This is a genomic window from Sneathia sanguinegens, from assembly GCF_001517935.1.
Lineage (GTDB): Bacteria > Fusobacteriota > Fusobacteriia > Fusobacteriales > Leptotrichiaceae > Sneathia > Sneathia sanguinegens.
In genome coordinates, this window is sequence record NZ_LOQF01000013.1 from 1 (window position 1) to 24,549 (window position 24,549).

The 24,549-nt window shown below is 25.6% G+C and carries 23 protein-coding genes; 7 read left to right on the top strand and 16 right to left on the bottom strand.

Annotated elements, in window-relative coordinates; genetic code table 11:
- Positions 1 to 19: 19 nt before the first annotated feature.
- The 16 genes from AWT65_RS06530 to AWT65_RS05655 all read right to left on the bottom strand — a co-directional run bounded on the left by AWT65_RS06530 (position 20) and on the right by AWT65_RS05655 (position 17,057).
- A complete protein-coding gene (locus AWT65_RS06530; RefSeq protein ID WP_157055070.1) occupies positions 20 to 169 on the bottom strand; it encodes a hypothetical protein in 150 nt (49 codons plus the stop codon).
- Positions 170 to 1,007: 838 nt separating this feature from the next.
- A complete protein-coding gene (gene pflA / locus AWT65_RS05585) occupies positions 1,008 to 1,742 on the bottom strand; it encodes a pyruvate formate-lyase-activating protein (RefSeq protein ID WP_066730052.1) in 735 nt (244 codons plus the stop codon).
- A 75-nt stretch (positions 1,743 to 1,817) separates the two neighbouring features.
- The gene (gene pflB, locus AWT65_RS05590) at positions 1,818 to 4,052 is read right to left on the bottom strand and encodes a formate C-acetyltransferase (RefSeq protein ID WP_066730053.1); all 2,235 of its coding nucleotides are present in this window, start codon (positions 4,050 to 4,052) and stop codon (positions 1,818 to 1,820) included.
- Positions 4,053 to 4,236: 184 nt separating this feature from the next.
- A complete protein-coding gene (locus tag AWT65_RS05595) occupies positions 4,237 to 5,604 on the bottom strand; it encodes an ABC transporter ATP-binding protein (protein WP_066730054.1) in 1,368 nt (455 codons plus the stop codon).
- Positions 5,598 to 6,299 carry an energy-coupling factor transporter transmembrane component T gene (locus tag AWT65_RS05600; RefSeq protein WP_066730055.1) on the bottom strand — a complete coding sequence of 234 codons (702 nt, stop codon included), beginning with the start codon at positions 6,297 to 6,299 and terminating at the stop codon, positions 5,598 to 5,600. The genes AWT65_RS05595 and AWT65_RS05600 overlap by 7 nt, the downstream gene beginning before the upstream one ends.
- 1 nt (position 6,300) lies before the next feature.
- Positions 6,301 to 6,888, bottom strand: a complete 588-nt coding sequence (locus AWT65_RS05605; RefSeq protein WP_066730056.1) for an MptD family putative ECF transporter S component — start codon at positions 6,886 to 6,888, stop codon at positions 6,301 to 6,303.
- A gap of 132 nt (positions 6,889 to 7,020) precedes the next feature.
- Positions 7,021 to 8,286: an exopolysaccharide biosynthesis polyprenyl glycosylphosphotransferase gene (locus AWT65_RS05610; RefSeq protein ID WP_066730057.1), complete on the bottom strand. Its 1,266-nt coding sequence runs from the start codon at positions 8,284 to 8,286 to the stop codon at positions 7,021 to 7,023.
- Positions 8,286 to 9,029 (bottom strand): glycosyltransferase family 2 protein, encoded by a 744-nt coding sequence (locus AWT65_RS05615; protein ID WP_066730058.1) that lies wholly within the window; start codon positions 9,027 to 9,029, stop codon positions 8,286 to 8,288. Before AWT65_RS05615 ends, AWT65_RS05610 begins: the two co-directional genes overlap by 1 nt.
- Positions 9,017 to 10,096, bottom strand: a complete 1,080-nt coding sequence (locus AWT65_RS05620; protein ID WP_066730059.1) for a CDP-glycerol glycerophosphotransferase family protein — start codon at positions 10,094 to 10,096, stop codon at positions 9,017 to 9,019. Before AWT65_RS05620 ends, AWT65_RS05615 begins: the two co-directional genes overlap by 13 nt.
- Positions 10,089 to 10,916: a glycosyltransferase family A protein gene (locus AWT65_RS05625; protein WP_066730060.1), complete on the bottom strand. Its 828-nt coding sequence runs from the start codon at positions 10,914 to 10,916 to the stop codon at positions 10,089 to 10,091. Before AWT65_RS05625 ends, AWT65_RS05620 begins: the two co-directional genes overlap by 8 nt.
- A 1-nt stretch (position 10,917) precedes the next feature.
- Positions 10,918 to 11,631 carry a glycosyltransferase family 32 protein gene (locus AWT65_RS05630; protein ID WP_066730061.1) on the bottom strand — a complete coding sequence of 238 codons (714 nt, stop codon included), beginning with the start codon at positions 11,629 to 11,631 and terminating at the stop codon, positions 10,918 to 10,920.
- Complete coding sequence (gene wzy, locus AWT65_RS05635; RefSeq protein ID WP_066730062.1) at positions 11,610 to 12,947, bottom strand: O-antigen polysaccharide polymerase Wzy; 1,338 nt, start codon at positions 12,945 to 12,947, stop codon at positions 11,610 to 11,612. The genes AWT65_RS05630 and wzy overlap by 22 nt, the downstream gene beginning before the upstream one ends.
- The gene (locus AWT65_RS05640; protein ID WP_066730063.1) at positions 12,934 to 13,794 is read right to left on the bottom strand and encodes a glycosyltransferase family 2 protein; all 861 of its coding nucleotides are present in this window, start codon (positions 13,792 to 13,794) and stop codon (positions 12,934 to 12,936) included. Before AWT65_RS05640 ends, wzy begins: the two co-directional genes overlap by 14 nt.
- Positions 13,740 to 15,176 carry a lipopolysaccharide biosynthesis protein gene (locus AWT65_RS05645; protein WP_066730064.1) on the bottom strand — a complete coding sequence of 479 codons (1,437 nt, stop codon included), beginning with the start codon at positions 15,174 to 15,176 and terminating at the stop codon, positions 13,740 to 13,742. Before AWT65_RS05645 ends, AWT65_RS05640 begins: the two co-directional genes overlap by 55 nt.
- Positions 15,166 to 16,128, bottom strand: coding sequence for a mannose-1-phosphate guanylyltransferase (locus tag AWT65_RS05650; protein ID WP_066730065.1), 963 nt, complete (start codon positions 16,126 to 16,128; stop codon positions 15,166 to 15,168). The genes AWT65_RS05645 and AWT65_RS05650 overlap by 11 nt, the downstream gene beginning before the upstream one ends.
- On the bottom strand, positions 16,125 to 17,057 hold the full coding sequence (locus tag AWT65_RS05655) for a ketopantoate reductase family protein (RefSeq protein WP_066730066.1): 933 nt from the start codon (positions 17,055 to 17,057) through the stop codon (positions 16,125 to 16,127). Before AWT65_RS05655 ends, AWT65_RS05650 begins: the two co-directional genes overlap by 4 nt.
- A gap of 498 nt (positions 17,058 to 17,555) precedes the next feature.
- On the opposite strand from AWT65_RS05655, the gene AWT65_RS05665 reads away from it, so the two are divergent.
- From AWT65_RS05665 to AWT65_RS05695, 7 genes are read left to right on the top strand one after another with little or no spacing between them, the layout of a single operon-like run.
- Positions 17,556 to 20,192, top strand: coding sequence for a valine--tRNA ligase (locus AWT65_RS05665; protein ID WP_066730068.1), 2,637 nt, complete (start codon positions 17,556 to 17,558; stop codon positions 20,190 to 20,192).
- A 10-nt stretch (positions 20,193 to 20,202) separates the two neighbouring features.
- Positions 20,203 to 20,622 carry an NfeD family protein gene (locus AWT65_RS05670; RefSeq protein ID WP_066730069.1) on the top strand — a complete coding sequence of 140 codons (420 nt, stop codon included), beginning with the start codon at positions 20,203 to 20,205 and terminating at the stop codon, positions 20,620 to 20,622.
- A gap of 1 nt (position 20,623) precedes the next feature.
- The gene (locus AWT65_RS05675; RefSeq protein WP_066730070.1) at positions 20,624 to 21,499 is read left to right on the top strand and encodes an SPFH domain-containing protein; all 876 of its coding nucleotides are present in this window, start codon (positions 20,624 to 20,626) and stop codon (positions 21,497 to 21,499) included.
- A gap of 12 nt (positions 21,500 to 21,511) precedes the next feature.
- Positions 21,512 to 21,964, top strand: coding sequence for a thioredoxin family protein (locus tag AWT65_RS05680; protein WP_066730071.1), 453 nt, complete (start codon positions 21,512 to 21,514; stop codon positions 21,962 to 21,964).
- Positions 21,965 to 21,966: 2 nt separating this feature from the next.
- Positions 21,967 to 22,773, top strand: a complete 807-nt coding sequence (locus tag AWT65_RS05685) for an ABC transporter permease (RefSeq protein WP_066730072.1) — start codon at positions 21,967 to 21,969, stop codon at positions 22,771 to 22,773.
- A 1-nt stretch (position 22,774) separates the two neighbouring features.
- Positions 22,775 to 23,575, top strand: a complete 801-nt coding sequence (locus AWT65_RS05690; protein ID WP_066730073.1) for an ABC transporter permease — start codon at positions 22,775 to 22,777, stop codon at positions 23,573 to 23,575.
- The gene (locus tag AWT65_RS05695) at positions 23,556 to 24,545 is read left to right on the top strand and encodes an ABC transporter ATP-binding protein (protein ID WP_066730079.1); all 990 of its coding nucleotides are present in this window, start codon (positions 23,556 to 23,558) and stop codon (positions 24,543 to 24,545) included. Before AWT65_RS05690 ends, AWT65_RS05695 begins: the two co-directional genes overlap by 20 nt.
- The last annotated feature ends 4 nt before the right edge of the window (positions 24,546 to 24,549 follow it).

Genomic DNA, 24,549 nt, shown 5'->3' on the forward strand with positions numbered 1-24,549 from the left:
GTTTTTCCATATTATACTACTAAAGTTTGAACCATCTGATAGCCAGTTGCTTTTTAACCTCATTCACTTCATTGAATTGATTTTTAGGAACTATGTTTTTACCTATTATTTTTAGTAATTCATCTACTACCTTTTCTTCAATTCCTAACTTCAATATTTCTTCTTTCATACTGTTATCATTCCTTTCTTTTATTATTTTTTATTCTAGTGAGTTCTAGTATTATTTATGATTTTTGTATGTACTAAAAAAAGGCTTCTTTAGTGTCTAGCCTGCAAAGACAATTTTATATAAAAAAAACACCCCTAAGGGTGCTTGTATCTATTCATTCAACATAATTTTCCTTAAAATATTTTTTTATTTTATCAACTTTTATAACTTTATTTCTTTTTGTATCTAACCAAGGGCTTTGGTTGTTCTGTAATTGTATGAACACATTTGTTATTGTTAAATTTTTATAAATAAAAAAGTTCTATATAAATAGAACCTTTTGAGCTAAGCAAGTGCAGCTACCTTGCGTCTCCTACTATGGGCGATAGAGCATGCAATTCCTATCCTTTAGCTCAATTAAATTCTAGCATTTATATTATTTTCTGTCAAGGATGTTCATTTTAATCAAATATTTTTGTAGTCTTTTTTCTTGTATTGGTACACTTGTAATTATTGAATTCTTTTTATTTTTTTCTACACTTAGTTTTATAACTACAAAAAATTGCTTTTTATCTTTGTATATTAACCATATCGTATTTGTGTGTTTGTTATCTTTTAAAATATAATCTGGATTATCTATTATTTCACTTAACTGCTATAAGCAAAAGGTTAGGGCATAAGAATTCACAAATAACTTTAAGTACCTACGCACATTTTTATAATGACAAAAAAGATAAAATAATAGATTTATTGAATAATTTAAAATAGAACTTTTTTAGAACTTTTTTCTTATATAAAATATTCAAACTCTTCTCAAACCCTTTATTTAAAAGAAAAAGGAGCTATATGTATGCTCCTTTTATCTATTTGTTAATCTAACTGGTAAACCATATGATTTAAATATGTCTTCTGCTTTTCTAACCTGTTCTGGTGTAGGAGTTGGATTATTTTTCAGTACATAAACCCTTTTCATCATTTCCCATTTGGGTGCTCCCATTTGGTGGAAGGGCAGTACATCCACTCTTTCAACATTTGTTAATTGTGAACAATATTTTCCCCATTTATGCAAATCTTCTTCAGCATCTGTATAACCTGGTACCAAAACATATCTTAACCATACTGGTTTATTAATTTCTTTTAAATATTGTGCAAATTTTAAAGTAGGTGCTAAATTAACAGAAGTTAAAACTTTATATTTATCTGGATCTATATGCTTTATATCTAACAATACCAAATCTACATACTCTAATACTTCTTTTGCTCTATTAGTAAATATATACCCTGAAGTATCAAGAGCTGTATGTATTCCATGTTCTTTACAAAGTTTAAAAACTTCTTTTATGAAATCTGGTTGAACTAATGGTTCACCACCTGATATTGTTACACCTCCAGTACGAATAAATCCTTTAACTTTTTCTATTTCATGAAAAACTTCTTCAGGTTCTAATAATTTTTTATTATCTTTTATATTCCAAGTATCAACATTATGACAATATAGACATCTTAATGGGCAGCCTTGCATAAATAAGACAAATCTTATACCTGGTCCATCTTTTGTACCAAAACTTTCAAATGAATGTATAAAGCCTTTCATTTAATTTTCACCCTTTCTTATTATATTAAATAAAGGTGCAAGATATTCTCTTGCACCTAAATCTATAATAATTAACTACATCTTATCAGATATTGTTCTATTTATAACATCTAATTGTTGTTCTCTTGTCAATCTTACAAAGTTAACTGCATATCCTGAAACTCTTATAGTTAATTGTGGATATTTTTCTGGATGTTCCATAGCATCTTCTAGTAATTCCCTACCAAATACGTTAACATTTAAGTGGTGTCCTGTTTGATGCATATAACCATCTAACAATCCTACTAGATTTTCTTGTTTTTCTTCTCTATCTTTACCTAATGTATTAGGTGTAATAGCGAATGTGTATGAAATACCATCATTTGCATCTTCAAACGGTATCTTAGCTACTGATGCTAATGAAGCAACTGCTCCACTTGTATCTCTTCCGTGCATTGGGTTTGCACCTGGTCCGAATGGTTTACCTGCTAATCTACCATCTGGTGTATTACCAGTCTTCTTACCATAAACAACATTTGAAGTAATTGTTAATACTGATTGAGTAGGTATTGCATTTCTGTACATCTTATGAGTTCTAATTTTATTCATGAAGATATGTACCATCTTAACAGCGAAGTCATCTGTTTCATCATTATTGTTACCGAATGGAACATATGGTTCTCCTTCGTTCTTATAATCTACTGCTACACCATTTTCATCTCTTATAATTCTAACTTTACCATGTTTAATAGCTGCTAATGAGTCAGCAACAATTGAAAGTCCTGCAATACCAAATGCTTCAGTTCTCTTAATCTTAGTATCATGTAATGACATTTCAAATGCTTCATATGAATATTTATCATGCATATAGTGAATAATATTCAATGCTTTAACATAAGTAGTTGCTAACCAATCAAGTATCTTATCATATTTTTCCCAAACTTCATCAAAGTTCAAGTAGTCACCTTTAATAGGTTCAAACATTCCTTCTGGAGTAACTTGTGTTCCTTTAACTTCATCTTTACCACCATTAATAGCATATAATAAAGCCTTAGGTAAGTTTACTCTTGCTCCGAAGAATTGCATTTGTTTACCTATAGTCATAGGTGAAACACAACAAGCGATACCATAGTCAGTACCAAATTCTGGTCTCATCAAATCATCATTTTCATATTGTAATGATGAAGTATCAATTGATACTTGAGCACAGAATTTCTTCCAAGCCTTAGGTAATTTTTCAGACCATAATATTGTTAAGTTTGGTTCTGGAGCTGGTCCTAAGTTATATAATGTATGTAATGTTCTGAATGAGTTCTTAGTAACCATTGATCTTCCATCTTTTCCTATACCACCAATTGATTCAGTAACCCATACTGGGTCTCCACTAAATAATTCATCATATTCAGGTGTTCTTAAGAATCTTATAATTCTTAATTTCATAATGAAGTGGTCAATATATTCTTGTGCTTGTTCTTCAGTAATTCTTCCTTCATCCAAGTCTCTTTGAATGTAGATGTCTAAGAAAGTTGAAGTTCTTCCCATACTCATTGCAGCACCATTTTGGTCTTTTGCGGCACCTAAGTATGCAAAGTATAACCATTGTATTGCTTCTTTAGCAGTTGTAGCTGGTTTAGAAATATCATATCCATATCCTGCTGCCATTCTCTTCAATGCTTTCAATGCTTGTATTTGGTCAAATAATTCTTCTTTATCTCTAACCATATCTGCAGTGAAATCATTTCCATCAATTGCTTCATGATCTTTTTGTTTTTGTTCAATTAAGTAGTCAACACCATATAAAACTACTCTTCTGTAGTCCCCTATGATTCTTCCTCTTCCATATGCATCTGGTAAACCAGTTATAACACCTGCGTGTCTTGCATTTCTTATATCTTTAGTATAAGCTGTGAAAACTCCATCATTATGAGTTCTTCTATATTTAGTAAATATTTCATTTGTTTCAGGATCCAATTTGTAACCAAATGCTTCCAAACTGTTCTTAACCATTCTTAATCCACCATTAGGGAATATTGCTCTCTTTAATGGTTTATCAGTTTGTAAACCTACAATTTGTTCCAAATCTTTGTCAATGTATCCAGGTCCATAAGCATCTATTTGAGAAGGTATCTTTGTTTCTGCATCATAAATACCTTTTTCTCTTTCTTCTTTAATCATAGGCATTAATTTTTCCCATAATTTTTTAGTAGCTTCAGTTGGTCCTGCTAAAAAGCTTCCATCTCCTGTATATTCAGTGTAATTTAATTCGATAAATTCTGGAACATTTATTTCATGGTTCCATTTTCCTGACTTAAATCCTCTCCAAGCGTCCATAGTCAGCCTTCCTTTCATTTATTTATTCTTTATACTTATATTGTACACTCTTTTATTTTTTTATCAATATTATTTTACTATTTTACTTTTTAAGCCCTTATATAAAGGCACTAATTTCAAGCTTAGCCTAATTTATATATTCAAAAAAACTAGGAACTTTTTAATTTGTTTCACATTATGAAATTTATACAAATTCTAATACATTCCCTTCACAACTATTTATTAATTCATAATCATGCGTAATAACTATTACATACTTCCCTTGTTTTATCATAAGCTTTAGATATTTCGCAGTATTTAAGAGTTGTTTTTTATCTAATCCACTTGTAGGTTCATCCAAAATAACTATTGGCTTTGAACTCAGTATTGCAAGCCCCAACATCAATCTTTGTTTTTCTCCACCTGATAATATTTGAGGATGCAAAGCTTTTTTTTCATACAAATCTAATTCTTTAAGAACTCTTATCTTATCATTTACATTAGAACTAGACATTGAAATTTCTTTCCATAATGAATCTGTAAATATTTGATAATTAACATCTTGCATTACCAAGCTAAAGTACTCATAGTTTTTTTTAATTTTTTCTGATTTATAACATGTTATTCCTTTAGCTTTAATAACATCCAACATTTTTTTGATAAAACTTGTCTTTCCTATTCCATTTTTACCAATAATATAGGTCAAACCTTCTTTAAAACTAAGATTGGTATTTATTACATCCTTATGACTATATGATAATTTATAATCTTTACAAATAAGTTGATCTTCATCTTCTATATAATTTATTGCTTTTTTTAAATATATTTTTTTCTTATTTTTCAAATCTTTTTTTATATTAAATTTTCTTAATTGATATCTTTCTTCTATTGAATTTAAATTTTCATTCAAATTAATTTCTTCAACTTTATTATTTTTTATTATATATAATTTATCAATAATATTTTTTAAATAATGTAATCTATGTTCTGCTATTATAACTAACTTATTTTTACTCTTTAATTCAAGCAATATTCCTTTTAACCATTCCAGTCCTTCTTCATCTAGTGACGAACTAGGTTCATCAAATAAATAAATATCATTATCAAGGCAACTACAAGCTGTTATTGCAATTTTTTGCTTTTCTCCACCTGATAGATGAAAGATATTTCTATCCATTAAATCTTTTATTTGATAATCTTTTGAATATTTTTCTATTATTTCATTAATCATATTTGGAGAAACAGCTCTATTTTCTAATCCAAACGCCAATTCATCTCTTGTATTTATGCAATAAAATTGAGTTTTAGGATTTTGAAAAATGGTAGATATATATTTTGATCTTTTAGCCATACTTTCTTCTCTAATATTTTTACCATCAAATTTTATTTCTCCCTCAATTTTAGCTTCATAAAATTCAGGAATTATTCCATTTATCAGCTTTAAAATACTCGATTTACCAGAGCCTGAATTACCTGTCAAAACTACAATTTTTCCTTTATCTACACTAAAATTTATATCTTCTAAAATTATTTCTTCCTGATATGTAAGACTAATATTTATAAATTCTAGCATTTTGCTCCTCCCATTATGTAAATTACAATAATTATTCCCGTAAATATTAGGAAAATATAATCAATAAAATGTAATTTTCTTTCATGTATACTTGTTCTTTCAGCTCCAATTTCAAGTCCTCTAGTAATAGCTGAAATTGCAACTTCATCAGCAGTTTTTGTTAAACACATAAGTAATGGTACCAAACGATATTCAAATAACTTATATGGTTTAAATAATAAATTAAAAGTAGTTAAACCTTGTAATTCCATTGCTATTTTAATTTGTTCATAATCTACCTTAATTGTATAGAAAAATCGTGCCATAACTGATACTGGTACAATTATTTGCTCAGGAATTTTCATTTTTTTCATGCTGTATAGTATTTCTCCCATAGTACTTGTTAAAAGTGTATAAGAGCCCATCATTGCACTAGGTATTAATTTTAATGCAAAAGAGCTTAAAACTATATAAAAATTTAATATAAGCCCCTTTGCATTTAAAAACATATATTTTTGAATCAAAGCTATTATAAAAATAAATAAAATTCCTCTTATAGCTTGGCTATAATACCCTGATGTCATAAGTAAAACACAGGGTATCATAGAAAGTATTATTGGCATATAAAAAAGTTTTTCCTCAAAATTTCCAAGCAATAACACTACAGACAAAACTATTGTCATTATTAATTTTGTTCTAAAATCTAATTTTAACATTTTACTTTAACATTCCCGCTTTTTCAAAATGTTTTTTTAATATAACTATTCCTATTGTACAGCCTAAAAAGCCACCTAACATTGCAAGCAATATACAAGGTATAACCATCCAATTTGGAACAGAACTCATAAATTGATTAGCAAATTCAACTCCCTCACTTGCTACTAATTTAGCATAAATTTTATCTCTTGAAATTAATAATGGAATAAAATTACCAATATAACCTATAGGTGTAATCGTAAAAGCTAATCTTGAATATTTTAAACTCTTATATCCACCTTTTCTTATTATTAATTCAGCAATAATAGAACATATTCCTATTGTTAAAAGTATAAAAGGCCCATGTCCAGTTGAAACAAAAATTAGAGCTAAAATAATTTGTTGTATAAAAATCATACCAACTTTTTTTATTTTAGTTGAATAAATCATATATACAGGTCCTGTTAAAATACCAATTACAAAAGGTAAAATTGGCATAGCAAAAGGTATTAACATTATTATGCTAGATAAAAATGTTAGTACAAATATTAGTACACTAAATAAACCTATATTTGTTAAATCACGCACTGTTAATTTATTATTTTCCATACTTCCTCCAATTATCTTGATTAGCCTAATTTTAACACTAAGATACTCATTTTTCAACTCTATTTACAAATAAATGTCTAATTGTAATAAGTCTAATTGAAACAAAAAAAGCCATTGCTTTTAGCAATAGCTTTATCTACCTTTTCCAAATATTACTATTTTAACAGTATCTAATATTATTAATATATCTAAAGTCAAAGAATAATTTTTAATATAGTATAAATCATATTGTAATTTTCTATATGCATCTTCAACACTTGCTCCATATGGATATTTAACCTGTGCCCAACCTGTTAAACCTGGTTTTACTATATGTCTTAAATTATAATAAGGAATTTCTTTTTCAAGTGTATTTATAAAAAATTGTCTTTCTGGTCTTGGTCCAACAAAGCTCATTTGACCTCTTATAACATTATACAATTGTGGTAATTCATCTATTCTCGTCTTTCTCATAATTTTACCAAATTTTGTAACCCTATTATCATTTTCCTTTGCCCATTTAGGTCCATCTTTTTCAGAATCTGTTCTCATAGATCTAAATTTATATATTTTAAAAGCCTTATTATTTTCTCCTATTCTTTCTTGTGCATAAATAATAGGCCCTCTTGATTCCAATTTTATTATTATAGCCGATATAAGCATCAAAGGTATAGCTGGTATCAAAATTATTATTGCAAAACAAATATCAAATATTCTTTTTATATTTTTCTTTATTGTATCTTGATAAGAACTAAAACCACTTTCAACAACAAAATATTTTTTATGCAATCTTTTTATTGCAAGCTTTTTTAAAACTATTTCATAAAATGTAATATCTGTATAAATTTTAACCCCACTTATTTTACATTTCAAAAACATATCTGACATAACAGGGTCATCTAAAAACCCTGAGTCAAAATCTATTATCATTGTTTCTTGATTTTGATTTATAGCTTCTATCAATTTATCCTTATCATTAGTATCTAATATTATTTTATATAACTTAGTATTTTTCATTTCATTTATAATTTCATCTTTGTATTCATTAGTACCAATAAGAATAACTCTATCTTTTCTATTAAGATTAACTATCATTAAAAATTTAACTACTATTTGATAAAACATTATCACAAAAAAGAAAATTATCCCTTCCATTACTTGATAAAATACTGTTAAATCAAATAAAAGCATTAAGAAAAAATTTGCTAACATACAAATAACAATTTGCTTAAGGTCATATATTCTATATTCAAAATTAAAAATATTTAAAATATAGTAAAACGGAAAACAAATAACTATGTATAATAAAATATCTAAATTTATCGGTTTATTTATAAGAAATTGTGCCAAAATTATCACCAAAATATTTAGTGTAATAAATAGTAATCTATAACTATTTCTATTAATAATCTTTTTCATTATTGTCTCCTATTTTTTAATACTGCTGTAATAGCATAAAATAATATATAATATAGTGCTGAAAAAATATTTATATTTTCATACTTTCTATATATAAGCCATCTATTGTATAATGTTTTAAACTTATTACTTGATCTTGAACTTGGAACTACCCTATATTTACCTAAATATTTATTTAATCCATAAATATATTTTGCATCTTTTATCAATTCTAGCCACAATAAATAATCTTCATTTTTAGAAATTTCTTTAAAATATCTTTTATCAAAATACTTACTGTCATATATAAGAGTTAAACAACCAACCTGATTATTTTTTAGCATAGCCTCATAGGTAATTTTTTCATCTACCTGAACTTTACCTATTAATTCTCCTTTAGTATTAATTCTATAATACGCTGTACAAGAAATTTTAGCCTTATTTTCTTTCATAAAATTTAGCTGTTCTTCTAATTTCGTTTCTGTCCAAATATCATCTGAATCTAAAAAAGCTATATATCTTCCACTCGCCTCTTTAATTCCTATATTTCTTGCCTTGCAAACTCCACCATTTTCTTTTAAATCTATTATTTTAATTCTTTCGTCCTTATAACTTTCACATATTTTCAAACTAGAATCTGTTGATTTATCATTTATTAAAATTAACTCAAAATTAGTATAACTTTGATTTAAAACACTCTCTATAGTTTCTTTCAAATATTTTTCACTATTATATATTGGCGTTATTATACTTACTTTTTCCATTGTTTTATCCTTTTATATAGTCTATAGCAATTATTATTATCCACATATTTAAAATACTCTTTTGCATCCTTAATATTAGAATTTTCTAAATCATCTAATAGCATATCTACATCTGTATTAGATCTTGCAAAAAAATTATCTAAATCTACATAGCTTCCAACTTCTTTTAAATATCTTTCCTTATCATATTGATAAAAACAAACCTTTTTACCAAGATAGAAAAAATCATAACAAACACTTGAATAATCCGTAATCAAAATCTTAGCATTAAGTAATTCTTCTGTTATATTTGTATTTTTATCTAAAATTAATATGTCTTCTGACTTATTATCTATTTTAACCCTATCTCTTGCTAATTGATGTAAATACACCCTAAGTTTCAACTTATTTTTTTTCAAATATTCTTGTAACTTATTAGAATTTAAAAATTGATTAATCCCATCTTCGTCATACTTTCTCCATGTAGGCATATATAAAATATCTTTTGTTTGTCTATCCTTATTATTATATAATTTATCATATCTTGGATAACCACAGACATACATACTTTCTTCTGGCATTTTCCAATCATTAACCTTTATATTTTTTTCAAATTCGCTATCGCAAGGATTAAGATTATATGATTTTAGTAATTTATTTATTTGTTTTTCCAATCTTTTATGCATAGGACTTCTTTTCTTTAAGCCTACTGTTCCATGATTTAAAAATACCTTGTAACTTTTTCTATGATAATATGATATAAAAGGAACAGCACACAAATATGGAACTATATCCGCTGAAATAGAATGTGAAAATAGGCATACTTCACCTTTCATAAAATATAAATAGCATTTTACACTACCTTTTATTAAATATTTAAGCTTATTTTCATCAAAGTATTTTCTACATTCAGAATCTTTATTTAAAACCCAATAAACATCTTCTTTATTTTGTAAATATTCATACATTGCTCTTCCATTATCAACAAACAAAGCACCTGCATTACCTCCAACTAACCAATATTTTTTTTGTTTAAAAAATGGAGCAATTAAAAATGCTATAAGCATATTTATAAGACAACTAATCATACTTGATAAACCCTTTTAACCTTCCTTTTAATACTGTAAAATGATATTCTCTATTCTTTGTAACTATTATTCCCATAATACTTCGTAATACTTTGTATAAAAATTTTACCAAATATCCTAATTCTTTTCTTTGAAATATTTCTTTTTTACATAAAGCTCCATATCCCATTGCATATTTATAGGCCCTATCTAGATCTTCATAATTTCCTTTTTTTGCAGGATGATAAACTATATGTTTTGAAAAATAATAACCACTATAACCTCTATGCAACAATTCTAATACATAATCTGTTTCTTCTCCACTACCAAATTCAGCACCTACACCTAATTTTGTATCAAATAAAAGAATATCATCATTTGCTATATTCACAAAAAAAGTAATAGATTTTATTGTTTTGTCTACATTATCTATATTTATTTCGCTATCATTTTCATACATTACACCTGTACCATAATTTTTACCTTTTTCCAAAGTTCTACATGAATAAATACATTTAGGTTTATCATATAAATATTTAACTGCTAATTCTATTGTATTTTTACTATATTCACAGTCATCATCCGGAAAAGCGATTATTTTACCTTTTGCATGAAATAAGCCCTTATTTCTATTAAGGCTAATACCTTTTATTTTACTTTTTATATGAACTATATCAAATTTATTCTTATATTCTTCTATTAATTCATCTAAGCAATTATCTTCATTTTGATCCACCACAATTACTTCAAAAGCTCTATATGTTTGTTCTACTAAACTATCAAAAAATATTTTCACTTCTTCTTTTCTTCCAACTGTAGCTAAAATTAATGAAACTATCATATTAATATCCTTTCAAATATACTCTTAATATTATTTTTATCTTTTTTAATATTTTTTTTATACCTTTCATATGCTTTGTTTCAAGAAATAACTTTGATTTTAAATTTGACCAACTTGCATTCCACCAATGTATAGCATATGTGTCTTTTTTTATACAAGTTTTATCAAATTTTTCATTTAAAGCAAAGGGATAAAAATACCTACTTTCCAAATACTTTGTATTTTTCAAATTGAAATAATCATTCTCTTCTATTATATTAGTCAATATTTTAGGTATGGTCCATAATGATTTTTCATATATTTGTGTATCATAAAAAGCTAATAATTTTTTTAAAATAATATTATTTTTTTTGGTTCCATATAGTCCTACACCTAAATATTTTTCACTCTCAAAACCAATAAAAAAGTCATATTGTAGCAAATCATCCAAAGGCTTCAAAAGTTGCATATCTATATCCAAATAAATTCCACCTGTAGAATATAGTATATCTGTTCTAATATAGTCACTACAGTAAGCATAAAGTCCTCTTTCATAACAATCTTTAAAAAATTTATTTTTCATATATTTTGACATATCTATATTTTTTTCATTTATTTCAATAATTTCAAAGCCTTTTAAATATTTTTCCCAAGATTCGTAACACTGAGTAAAAATTTTTGGTTTTTCTTTTCCACCTATCCAAATATAATAAGCTAATTTAGGTATTTTTTCCATAAATCCAATCCTTTCATAATTACTAAAGGTACTATTACATAAAAGGCTATATATTTAAGCAAACCTCCTCCAAATAGTGAACCTCTTGGTATATAAAATAAATTAGGCACAATATATGAGGCTAATAATAGTAAAATCTTATTCTTACCAACTTTAATTTCATAATAGATTATGAAATAGCCTAGTAAAATAAAGACTATTATCATTACTAAATAACCTAACAAATATGACTCTGCTATAAAATTAGATCCTATACCTTCACCTTTTTTATAGGCTATTGGATCTAATATATTTGTTAATACATCAGCTAATGAATTCGTTGTATTAAGAGCTTCTTGTCCTTGTGCTTTGAATCCAAATATTCCTTGAATAATGTAGAGTTTATTTTCTATTTTTTCTTTCAAGTCTATTGTATAGCCTAATACTAAGTAGCTAACTCCTTGTGAAAAGAAAAAATTTTCAAGTGATGATATTAATTTCAATGAAAAAAGTTTCTTTTCTCTAAAACTAACTAATATTTGTGAAAATACCATTATAAAGCCAAATATTTTAAACATATCCATATATTTTATTTTCACCTTATACGCTTTAGTATAATACCACAATATAAATAAAAATTGAGTCAAGAATATAGCTCTTGCTCCTTTTAAAGAATCTAATAATTTTACTAATAAGAATAAGGTTGAATATATTATAAACTCTTTTTTATTAGGTGCTGATACTAAAAATATAACAAAGGCTATAGTCATTATAGTTCCACTTCCATAAGTATATGACGGATATTCAATATTACTTAAAACACCTGTATAATATGCCGTATAACCATAACTTAAAATAGCTTTGAATTGTATAAAAAGCTTAATTGCTAAAATAAATGAAAATATTATAAATATTCCCTTAGCAAATGCAAGGTATAATTCATTCCTTTTTAATTCAATATTAAAGTCTAATTTATTTGTATTAATTGCTATATAAAATCCTAAATGTATAAAGAGTAATGTAAGCAAAAACACATATAAAAGCTCATTTATAACCCCAATGCTGAAATAATAATTAGCAAATTTTGTTGCCCAACCTATTCTTTCATAATTTAATAAATCCAATATTATTCTACTAAAATTGAATAAGCCCAGGGTATATAAAAATACTAAATATGCATTCATAACATCTAGAAATAAATGTGCTGTAAAAATAGTGTATATATATATTAATAATAAGTAAATTTCTCTGAATTTTATATCAAAATTAATGCTATAAATTAAAATAGATATTAAAAGCACAAATATATGCAATATTAGTGCATCACTTTTTTTCATTTTTTATTCTCCATTTTAAATACATATACATAGCCAAAGGTAAAGCAAGTATTGTAAATACTTTAGAATTTGACTCTTTTATTATATCTTTTATTTTCTTTTTAGCAATTAGACAGAATTTAATATATCTACTTGCAATAATAATATCTTTTTTAAGTAAAAACATTTGATTATAATACAAGGCTTGTCCTTTTGGATTAGTACATAATAATTTATCATATTTTGCTGTAAGTCCATTTTCTAAATATTCTTTTATTTCATATATTTCATTAACCCAAAGAAAAGTATAAGTCCTTGAAATTTGATTATATAAATAGGCTTCAGTAGTAAATTTCTCTCCTTCAAAAACCTTAAATCTGTATTTTTTCAATAAATCTAATTTAAAACAAAGCCCCTTATCACCTTTTACTTTATATTTGTTATATTGATCAAACATAGATATATCTTTTTCTATTAATTTTGTACCTATATATTTCTTGTCATCATATCCTGACAAATATCCTACTCCTATTTGCTTTGAACTTGTTTTTTTCATATATTCAGCAATTTTTTCTAAAGAATACTCTAAAAAATAGTCATCTGAATCCAAACAAATAAAATACTTAGAATTGGCTAATTCAATTGCCTTATTATATGCTCTTTGCTTCCCACCATTTTTTACATATACATATCGTATATTTAAATTTTTAAAGTTTTTTACGACTTCTTCTGTGTTATCACTTGAGCCATCATCTATTATAAGCCAGCAAAAATCTTTAAATGTTTGCTTTAAAAGTGAATTATAAACTCTTTTTAACTTTTCCGCCCTATTATACGTTGGCGTAAATATTGTAAATGTTGTTTCCAATTTTTATCATCCTTTATTAAAATAATAATACAAATTAAAATATATAATATTTTAATACTTATAGCTAATATAGAAAGATCCATTCTTGATATATAAAATATAAGTGGATTAAATGCTAGTAAAAAATATAATATAAATTTTTTATATCTAAAACTTATTTTGAAATACTTTTTTATAATATAAAATTCTATAATTGCTCTAACACTAAGGGCTATTAAGGTAGTTAAACCTGCTATTAATACAGCATTATCAATAAACAAAGGAATAAAAATAATATTTAAACCCACATTAATAACTAACGCCATAAAGGTAAATAAAACAATATATTTACTTTTTTCAAAATAATGAAAATAATAATCTAGTGAATATAGTGATTGAACTATAGTTGAAGTTAACACTATAGGCATATATTGTATAGCTTTCAAATAATGAGCTGGAAATAATAAACTTATCGCTTCTTTAGAAAATAGACTAGCCCCTATACAGAAAAATGCTAATATTGAAAAAAACAATTCTAAATTTCTATTTATTCTTTCATCATAAATATTTTCATATAATTCTGCTGTCCATGCATTTATAAAAGACCCTGTTATTACAGCTAAAATTCTTGATCCTGTATATGCTAATGTATATGCTCCTATTAATGAAAATGCTATATTATATCTTGCCAAAATATATCTATCACTAAAATTAACTAATTGATCTGTCAATTCAATAAATATCAAAGGTATTCCATTATAAATAGAATAAACTAAATATTTATTAGAAAAATTTGGACTTATATCTTTAAAATATTCTACATATAGAAAAATAAATAAGGTCACAACAGCAAATAAATTAGCAAATTGACTACCTCTTATTCCTAATCCTAATTTTGAAATAAAATATATTGCTAATATATAATTCGTAAAAAATGAAATTAACGAACCCACTGCAACCTTGTAATATTTTCTTTCTATTCTAAACAAAGATAAGGCTATATTATTAAGTGAATTTACCATAGCTATGACTATAGATAATAAAATAAGTATATAATCTATATTCAAAATTTTTTCTATACATCTTCTTGATATAGGCAATAATAAAATTAAAAATACTACTACATTAAGACAAAATACAAAAAATACTACCGTAAATTTAAATCTTTCTAATTCCTTCTTATTCGACTTCAAATCTACATATTTTTTTAATATTACATTATAAAAACCTAGACCTAAAACTATTGTAAAAATTGTTGTTATAGGTGATAAAATACCTATTATACCAAATTCTTCAGTTGTTAAAATTCTAGTCATTATAGGCAAGAATACCAAACCACCAAGTTTTATTATCGTATTTGCCATTGTATATATTAAAGTTCCTTTTAAAATACTACTCTTCATTAAGCATACCCACTATTTTCTTTATTTCCTGATCCTTATCTTTTGAACAAATTAAAATATTATCTTCCGTATTAACAACTATAATATTGTCCAAACCTATTAGTGCAATATCTTTATTTTTTTCTTTATTAATTATTATATTATTTTCACTTTGTAAAGTTCTACACTTTGCAGAAGTCAAAATTATTGATTTATTTTCATCTTTTTTAAATACCTTATCTAATGAACTATAACTTCCTACATCATTCCATTCAAATTTTACAGGAACTACCTTACATAACTTTGTTTTTTCCAAAACTCCTATATCAAAGCTTATTCTTTTAGCATCTAGTGATAAATTATAATGTTCTGGTAATAATTTTTTTATTTCTCCTAATATTACCTTTGCTCTAGCAAAAAGCATACCACTATTCCATAAATAATTTCCTTCTTCAAGGTATTTTTCAGCTGTTTCTCTATTAGGTTTTTCTCTAAACTCTACAACTTCATTTCCATCATATTGTATATAACCATAAGCAGTTTCAGGATAGTTAGGTTCTATTCCCATTATTACAATATTATCTTTAAATTCTAAAGCCTTTTCTATACTTTTTTTAAATAAATCTTCGTTTCTAATTAAATGATCTGAGGGGAATATAGAAATACTTATATCTTCGCCATAAGTTTCAACAACTTTTTTACAGGCATATGATATACAAAATGAAGTATCCTTAGATACTGGTTCAATTAAAATATTTTTAAAATCTATTGCTTCCTTTATTTTTTTAGCTAATTTTTCCCCTGTTACTATATAAATATCATCATATAATTGTGTTCTTTTAAGTCTTTCTATAGTTTCTTCTAATAAAGTTTTATTAGAAAATAATTTAAGTAATTGTTTTGGTTTATTTTCTGTTGATAGTGGCCAAAATCTTGTACCAGAACCTCCAGCCATAATTATTGCTATATTCATTTTATCAACTTTCTTTCTAATGCTTTTATTTCAAAAGTAATTAAATCACAATAAGGTGTTTTTTCACCATATTCTTTTCCTTTTTCAGATATATATCCATTTAAAAAATCTATTTCTGTCTTTCTTCCATGTTGTCTTAAATCCTGATGCATAGATGGATAATGAAATTCTCCTTGATACCCTTTTTGTGTGCATCTATACACTTTTTCAAAGGCTTTATTTTTATCAAAATCAACTCCTTCAAATAAGGCAATTTTATGAAATTCTTCTATAATTTCTTTTAATATATGTTCAAGTCTAGGTAAATCTCTAAATTCCCCTAATCTTAAATCTAAAATAGTAGATAAACTATTAAATACTCCATTAACACAGGCTTTTTCCCAAATTGCTTCTTTTACATCACTAACAAAATTTGTTGGCAAACCACAATCTGTTATTAATTTTGCAACCATTTTTGCATTTTCTCTACCCTTTTCATTCAAACCGCTTATTTCATTATAGGCATAACTTGTTAATGCTATACTACCTGCACTCTTAAGACTAGCTGTAATTAAAGATATTCCTATAACGATATTTTCATCTTTTATATACTTTTTCAATGTTTGTATATGTCCTAAACCATTTAACATACATAAAACCTTTGTATTATCCCCTATATTAGGCTTTAATTTTTCAAGCATAGTTTCAAGCAACATAGACTTAACAAAAATAATAATCAAATCTGCCTTTTCTTTATACTCTTCTAGCATATATGCTTTTATATTCTTATTAATTATTTTTTTACCTAAATCTACAACAGTTAACCCATTTTCATTTATTTTTTTTACATTTTCTTGCCAAGTATCAATTGCTACAATTTCATGTTTATTTGATAATTTATGTGCAAATGAACCTCCCATGGCTCCTATTCCAGCAATTAAAATTTTCATATTAACCTTCCTTTTTTATATGCTAATTATACCATAACTAAACCTTTGTTGCAAAGTTTAAAGTGCTTCCTTAATTGAAAATACTATACATTTATGCTATAATTTTAATAATTTGTTAAAGAGGTGTAAAATATGGAAGAAAACAAAAAATTTTTGTTAATTTTAACTATTTGTTGGTTCATACCTTTATTTGGACCACTAATACTTTTCGCTATAAAACCACAGTCATTATCATATAAAAGTCATTTTGTCGTCTGTGAGTTGTTAAATAAGCATTTCACTATGACTTTGCTTTACTACATCTATACAATAGGCTTTTTAAGACTTCTATATACGAATAATCAAGCTAGAGTTATTCTAGCAATTATTGTATTTATAGCCATCTATATTTTCTCTTTATTTATGCAATATAAATATACAAAAAAATGGTTAGAAAATGACTTAAAGCCTTTTCCGTACATTTTAAAAATTTTTAAACAAAATTAGAAAGGATTAATTATGATTAATTTATTAAAAGATAAATATATTGCTTGTGAAATAGAAAATAATCTTTATGAAAATTGGGAAGAAAAAAAATATTTCACACCTGAATTAGACAATGATAAACCTTATTATTCAATAATATTACCCCCACCTAATGTTACAGGTATTTTACATATAGGTCATGTTTTAAATACTTCTATAACTGATTCTATTATTCGTTATAAAAGAATGAAAGGTTTCAATACTTTATGGTTACCTGGTACAGACCATGCTGGAATAGCTACACAAAATAAGGTAGAAAGAATGCTTTTAGAACAAGGAACAACCAAGGAAAAAATTGGTAAAAAAGCTTTCATAGCTAAAACTTGGGAATGGAAAAATAAGTATGGTAATATCATTACAAAACAATTAAGAAAAATTGGTGCTTCGCTTGATTGGTCTCGTGAAATGTTTACAATGAATGAAAAATCATCTGATGCTGTAAAGAAAGCTTTTATCAAACTATATGAAGACGATTTAATATATCAAGGTGAATATATAGTAAATTGGTGTCCTTTTGATAAAACAGCTCTTGCTGATGATGAAATTGATCATGAAGACAAAGATAGCTTTTTATGGTATATACAATATCCTGTAAAAGATAGTGACATAAAACTTATTGTTGCTACAACTAGACCAGAAACTATGCTAGGTGATACAGGAGTTGCTGTAAATCCTAAGGATGAAAGATATGCAAATTTAATTGGAAAAAAGGTTATACTTCCTCTTGTTAATAGAGAAATCCCTATAGTTGCTGATGAATATGTTGATATGGAATTTGGTACTGGGGCAGTTAAAATGACTCCATCACATGATCCTAATGATTTTGAAGTTGGTAAAAGATGTAATTTAGAATTTATAAATATCTTCACAGAAGATGCACATGTAAATAAGAATGGTGGCAAATATGAAGGTCTTGACAGATTTGAGGCTAGAAAACAAATTGTTGAAGATTTAAAGAATTTAGGTCTTTTAGTTAAAATAGAAAAACATAAAAATTCTGTAGGTCACTGTTATAGATGTAATAATATCATAGAACCTCGTGTTTCTAAACAATGGTTCGTGCGTATGAAACCTTTAGCTAAAAAGGCCCTAGAAGTTGTTAAAAATAAGGAAATTATTCTTGAACCTAAAAGAATGGAAAAAATTTACTATAATTGGCTTGAAAATATAAGAGATTGGTGTATTTCAAGACAAATATGGTGGGGACATCAAATTCCTGCTTATTACGATGAAAATGGTAAAATTTATGTTGCAAATTCTTATGAAGAAGCTTGCGAAAAAGCAGGAACTACAAACTTAACTCAAGAAAATGATGTGCTAGATACTTGGTTTTCTTCAGCACTTTGGCCTTTTTCAACTATGGGTTGGCCTAATGAAAGTTTAGATTTAGATAAATTCTTTCCAACTTCAGCTCTTGTAACTGGTGCTGATATAATATTCTTCTGGGTTGCTCGTATGATAATGTTCAGCTTATATTTCAAAAATGAAATACCTTTTAAATATGTATATTTCACTGGTATAGTTAGAGATGAAATAGGTAGAAAAATGAGTAAATCTCTAGGAAATTCTCCTGATCCTTTAGATATAATACAAAATAAAGGAGCTGATGCCCTAAGATTTGGTTTACTATTTAATACTACTCAAGGTTTGGATATTAGATTTAATGAAGCCTTAGTTGATATGGGAGCAAATTTTGTAAATAAGGTATGGAATGCTTCAAAATTTGTTTTAAGTAATTTAGAAGATTTCGATAAAAATACCTCTATTATGGATCTTGAATTTAAAACTGAAGATTCTTGGATTTTATCAAGATTAAGTAATATTTCAGGTTTAATTGATAAAAATATGTCTGAATATAATATTGATCAAAGTTGTAAATTAGCTTATGAATTTTTCAAAGGTGATTTCTGTGATTGGTATGTTGAAATTGCAAAAACTAGAATATATAATTCTACTGATAAAAAAGATAAGCTAACTGCTCAATGGGTTTTAAGACATATTTTAGATTATTCACTTAGATTATTACATCCTTTTATTCCTTATGTTACTGAATATATTTGGCAATATGTTAAAACTAGCGGAGACACTATTATGTTAGCAGAATTTCCTACTTATGATAAAGGTCTAGTTATGAATGATATAGAAAATGATTTTAGTTTCCTTCAAGAAGCTACAACAGCAATTCGTAATATTAAAGCAGAAGCTAATGTAAGTCCTGCTAAACAAATTGAAATTTTATATGCTACAAAAAATGAAAAAGAAGCTAGTATTTTAATTGATAATTTAAAAATATTAACAAAATTAGCTAATGTCACTAAAGTTTCAAAAATTGAACATATCCCTGATTTAGTCGGTTTTAGATTAGTTCGTGAAACTGAAATTTATGTTCCTTTAGCTGATTTAATTGATAAAAATAAAGAAATTGAAAAAATACAAAAAGAAATTGAAAAAATTTCTAAAGAACTTGAAAGAGTAAATAATAAATTGAATAATAAAGCCTTCATGGAAAAAGCTCCAGAAAATATACGAAAAAAAGAAGAAGGCATAAAAAAAGAATTAACTGATAAATTAGAAAAATTAAATAACAATTTAAACAAGTTTAAAATTTAGGAGGCTCTCTATGTTAACACTATTTTGGGGCTTGTTAGCTGGTGCATTTCTTATAATAGAACTCATAATCCCAGCTTTAGTTTCCATATGGTTTGCTATTTCAGCCTTTGTTGTAATGTTTATAGCAATTTTTACAGATTCATTAAAAATACAATTTTTTATATTTATTTGTTTGTCAATTATTCTATTAATTAGCACAAAAAAATTTATAAATAAATTTATAAAACCCTCAAAAAATATTTGTGATAAACTTTTAACTGAAAATACAGCTATAGTTGAAAAAATTATTAGTACAAATAAATATGAAGTTAAGTACAAGGGTGTAATTTGGTCTGCTATTTCTGAAGACTGTAACCTAAAAATAGGTGAAGAAGTAAAAATCGTTTCATACAAAGGCAATAAAATGATAATAAAGAAAGGTGATGAATAATATGCTTATATTTTTATCAATATTAGTTATAATAATTTTTATACTTGTAATAACTGGTATTAAAATTGTTCCTGAATCAAATGTTTATGTAATCGAAACTTTAGGTAAATATAACAAACAATTAAAAGCTGGCTTTAATATAATCAATCCATTATTTGATAATATTGCAAAAAAAGTTAGCTTAAAAGAAACTGTTAATGACTTCCCACCTCAACCAGTAATAACAAAAGATAATGCTACTATGATGATAGATACTGTTGTCTATTTTCAAATAACAGATCCTAAGTTATATACTTATGGTGTTGAAAATCCTATATCTGCTATTGAAAATTTGACTGCTACAACTTTAAGAAATATTATAGGTGATTTAACTGTTGACCAAACTCTTACATCAAGAGATACCATAAATAGCAAAATGCGTGTTGAATTAGACGAAGCTACAGATCCTTGGGGTATAAAAGTAAATAGAGTTGAATTGAAAACTATTTTACCTCCTGATGAAATTAGAGTAGCTATGGAAAAAGAAATGAAAGCTGAAAGAGAAAAAAGAGCAACTATTTTAGATGCTCAAGCAAAAAAAGAATCAGCTATCCTAATAGCTGAAGGAGAAAAACAATCATCTATTTTAAAGGCTGAAGCTCACAAAGAAGTTCAAATTAAGGAAGCTCAAGGTAAGGCACAAGCAATGCTAGAACTTAAAAAAGCTGAAAGTGAAGGTTTAAGAATTTTAAATGAAAATCTACCAGATGATAAAATTATAAAACTTAAAGCTCTTGAAACACTTACAAAAGTAGCTGATGGTCAGGCAACAAAAATAATTATTCCTAGTGAAATTCAAAATTTAGCTAGTCTTATCACAAATATTAAAGAATTATAAAGGAGAAAAATCTTGACTAATTTTGAAAAATATCTTGAATTTAATTCAAAAGAAGATAAAGAAAAACAAGAAAATTTATTAAATAATATTAATATTTCTGCAGAAGACACAAAAAAAATAAAGGGTATTAGCAAAGAGAAAAATCTTTTGATCTTTGCTGAACCTTTTTGCCCTGATTGCAGAATTTTAGTAGCTATTGTTGAAAGAATAAGAAGTTTAAATTCACTTTGCATAAATGTGGAATATTTATCAAGAAAAGACAATTTTGGTAAATTAAATATGCTTTCTGAAAACAATAAAATTCCCTGTGTCTTTTTAATTGATGGCATAAAAGTTACAAAAATATTAGAAGAATATCCTAATACTTTTGAAAATTCAGATGAAAATATATTAGCTTATAGAAAAGGGCAATATAATCAATTAATTATAAATACTATCCTTAATATATTAACAAAGGAAAATTAACTATGAATATTATGAAAATTTACATGCGTAGTATATGGAAATTAAATTTAGTATATAAATGGTATTTTATTATTAGCTTATTTGTAGATTTTTTCAACATATTTAGCATGTTATTTATTTGGTATATTGTATATAAGTATAACCAGAACACATCAATAAAAGGTTTTAATTTCAATTCTATCTTACTTTATACAATATTCTCTACTATTAACTCCAAATTTTATGACTCTGAAGCTGAATATACCATTGCTGATGAAATCGATAGCGGTCAGATAATAAATAACTTTATAAGACCAATTTCATATTTTAAACGATTGATTGCTGAAAGTTTAGGTGATTTTTCATTCGAACTATTATTTTATATTTTTCCAATTTTAATTATTTTTATTAGTTATACATTTTATTATAATTTGAATTTTAATATAACATACATTAGTATCCTATTTTACATAATAACCTTAATTTTTAGTATAATAATAAATTTTTTACTTAGTTTTTTAACTGGCTTAATGGCTTTTTATGTAAACTATATTTGGGGCTTTATGACTTTTAAAAGTACCCTTTTAACCCTTATAACTGGTCAGTTATTTCCACTAATATTTTTACCAAAAATCCTTGTAGATATACTTAAATTTACTCCATTTTATTACATGAATTTTGCACCAATTTCAATTTTACTAAATCAAATTAAAAATAATGAAATTTACAAAATCATTCTTATACAATTTTGCTGGTGTATCTTATTATCACTTATAGTATATTTTGTTTGGTCATCTGCAAAAAAATATTTATCAATAAATGGAGGTTGAAATGAAATTACTTATACACTATATCAAAGTTTATCTTATTCGTTTTAAATTTTCATTTAAAATTTTTACTAATTCCTTATTGAATTTTTTTATAGGTACTTTTGCATATATGATTATGCAAATTGGCGGTATTCTATTTATTTCGATAATTTTTCAACAAATACCACAAATTAATGGTTTTAATTTCTATCAAATGCTTGCTATATATAGTTTTGCACAAATAACAAAAGGCTTGGATCATTTTTATTCAGATTATCTTTGGTTTTTTGCAAGCAATGGAGTTATTAGAGGTACTTATGATAAATATTTAACCAGACCTCTTAATCCCATATTTCAAATATTAATAGAAAAAGTTCAATTTGATGCTATAGGTGAAATATTAATAGGTATTTTACTATTTTCACACTCTATTAGATCTTTAAAAATTTCTATTGATATATTTTTCATTTTAAAATTAATATTTTTCATTATTTGTGGCTGCATAGTCTATACTTGCATAAAAATAATAGGAACAGCCTTTGCATTTTTCTTGAAAAGAAGTTTTAACTTAGTTCGTGCTTTATACTCTATGTCTGAATTTGCAAAATATCCTTTAACAATATATCCAAAATTTATTAGAATACTTTTAACTTATGTTATAGCATATAGTTTAACCGGATATTATCCTGTTAAATATTTAATAATAGAAAATTTAAATTTCTCTATTTTATTAAAATTTATATTAATTATTTTATTCTTAATATATATCACAAAATTTATTTGGAAAGAGGGTGAAAAAAGATATGAAAGTTCAGGCTCATAATATTATAGAAGTGAAAGATATTTGCAAAAATTTTGTAACCTACAAAAGAAAAAGTATATTTAAAAGAGAAAAGATTGTAAAAGAAGTTGTTAAAAATATAAATTTTGTAATAAATGAAGGTGAAATAGTCGGTTTTTTAGGTCCTAATGGAGCTGGTAAATCTACAACCATCAAAATGTTAACAGGAATTTTAACACCAAGTTCTGGAACTTGCCTTGTAAATCAAAAAGATTCAATTAAACATAGACGAGAAAATTCATATAATATAGGAGTCGTTTTTGGTCAAAGAACTCAACTTTGGTGGGATTTATCTGTTTGGGATAATCTTTGCTTATTAAAAGAAATATATGGCTTAACAAAAGAAAATTTCAACAAAAGATATGAGTATTTAAACGAAATATTAAACCTTGAAGATATAAAGCATAGCCAAGTTAGATCTCTATCCCTAGGTCAAAGGATGAAGGCTGACCTTGCTGGTGCACTCTTGCACAGTCCTAAAATTTTATTCTTAGATGAACCAACAATAGGTTTGGATGTTGTTATAAAGGACAAAATATTAAAAACATTAAAAAAGATTAATAAGGATGAAAATGTAACCATCCTACTAACTACACATGATATGAGAGATATTGAATATTTATGTGAAAGAGTTATTATTATAAACTACGGTGAAATAATTTATGATAATAGCTTAAAAGAATTAAAAGAATACTATAATAAAAATAAAAATATTTTAATTACTTTAAAAGAATATACAGATATAGAAGTGTTTTTAAATAAATTATTAGACGATAAGCTCATAACTTCCTATACATTAGATAAAAACATTTTAAATCTTACCATAATTAATGATATACAACTTGAAAAAGAAGTATTAATTAAAATTTTACAAGAACTTGAAATAGAAGAAATTAAATTTAAAGAATTAAAAATAGATAAAATAATAAAAAGAATTTATGAAAAAAAATAAGGCT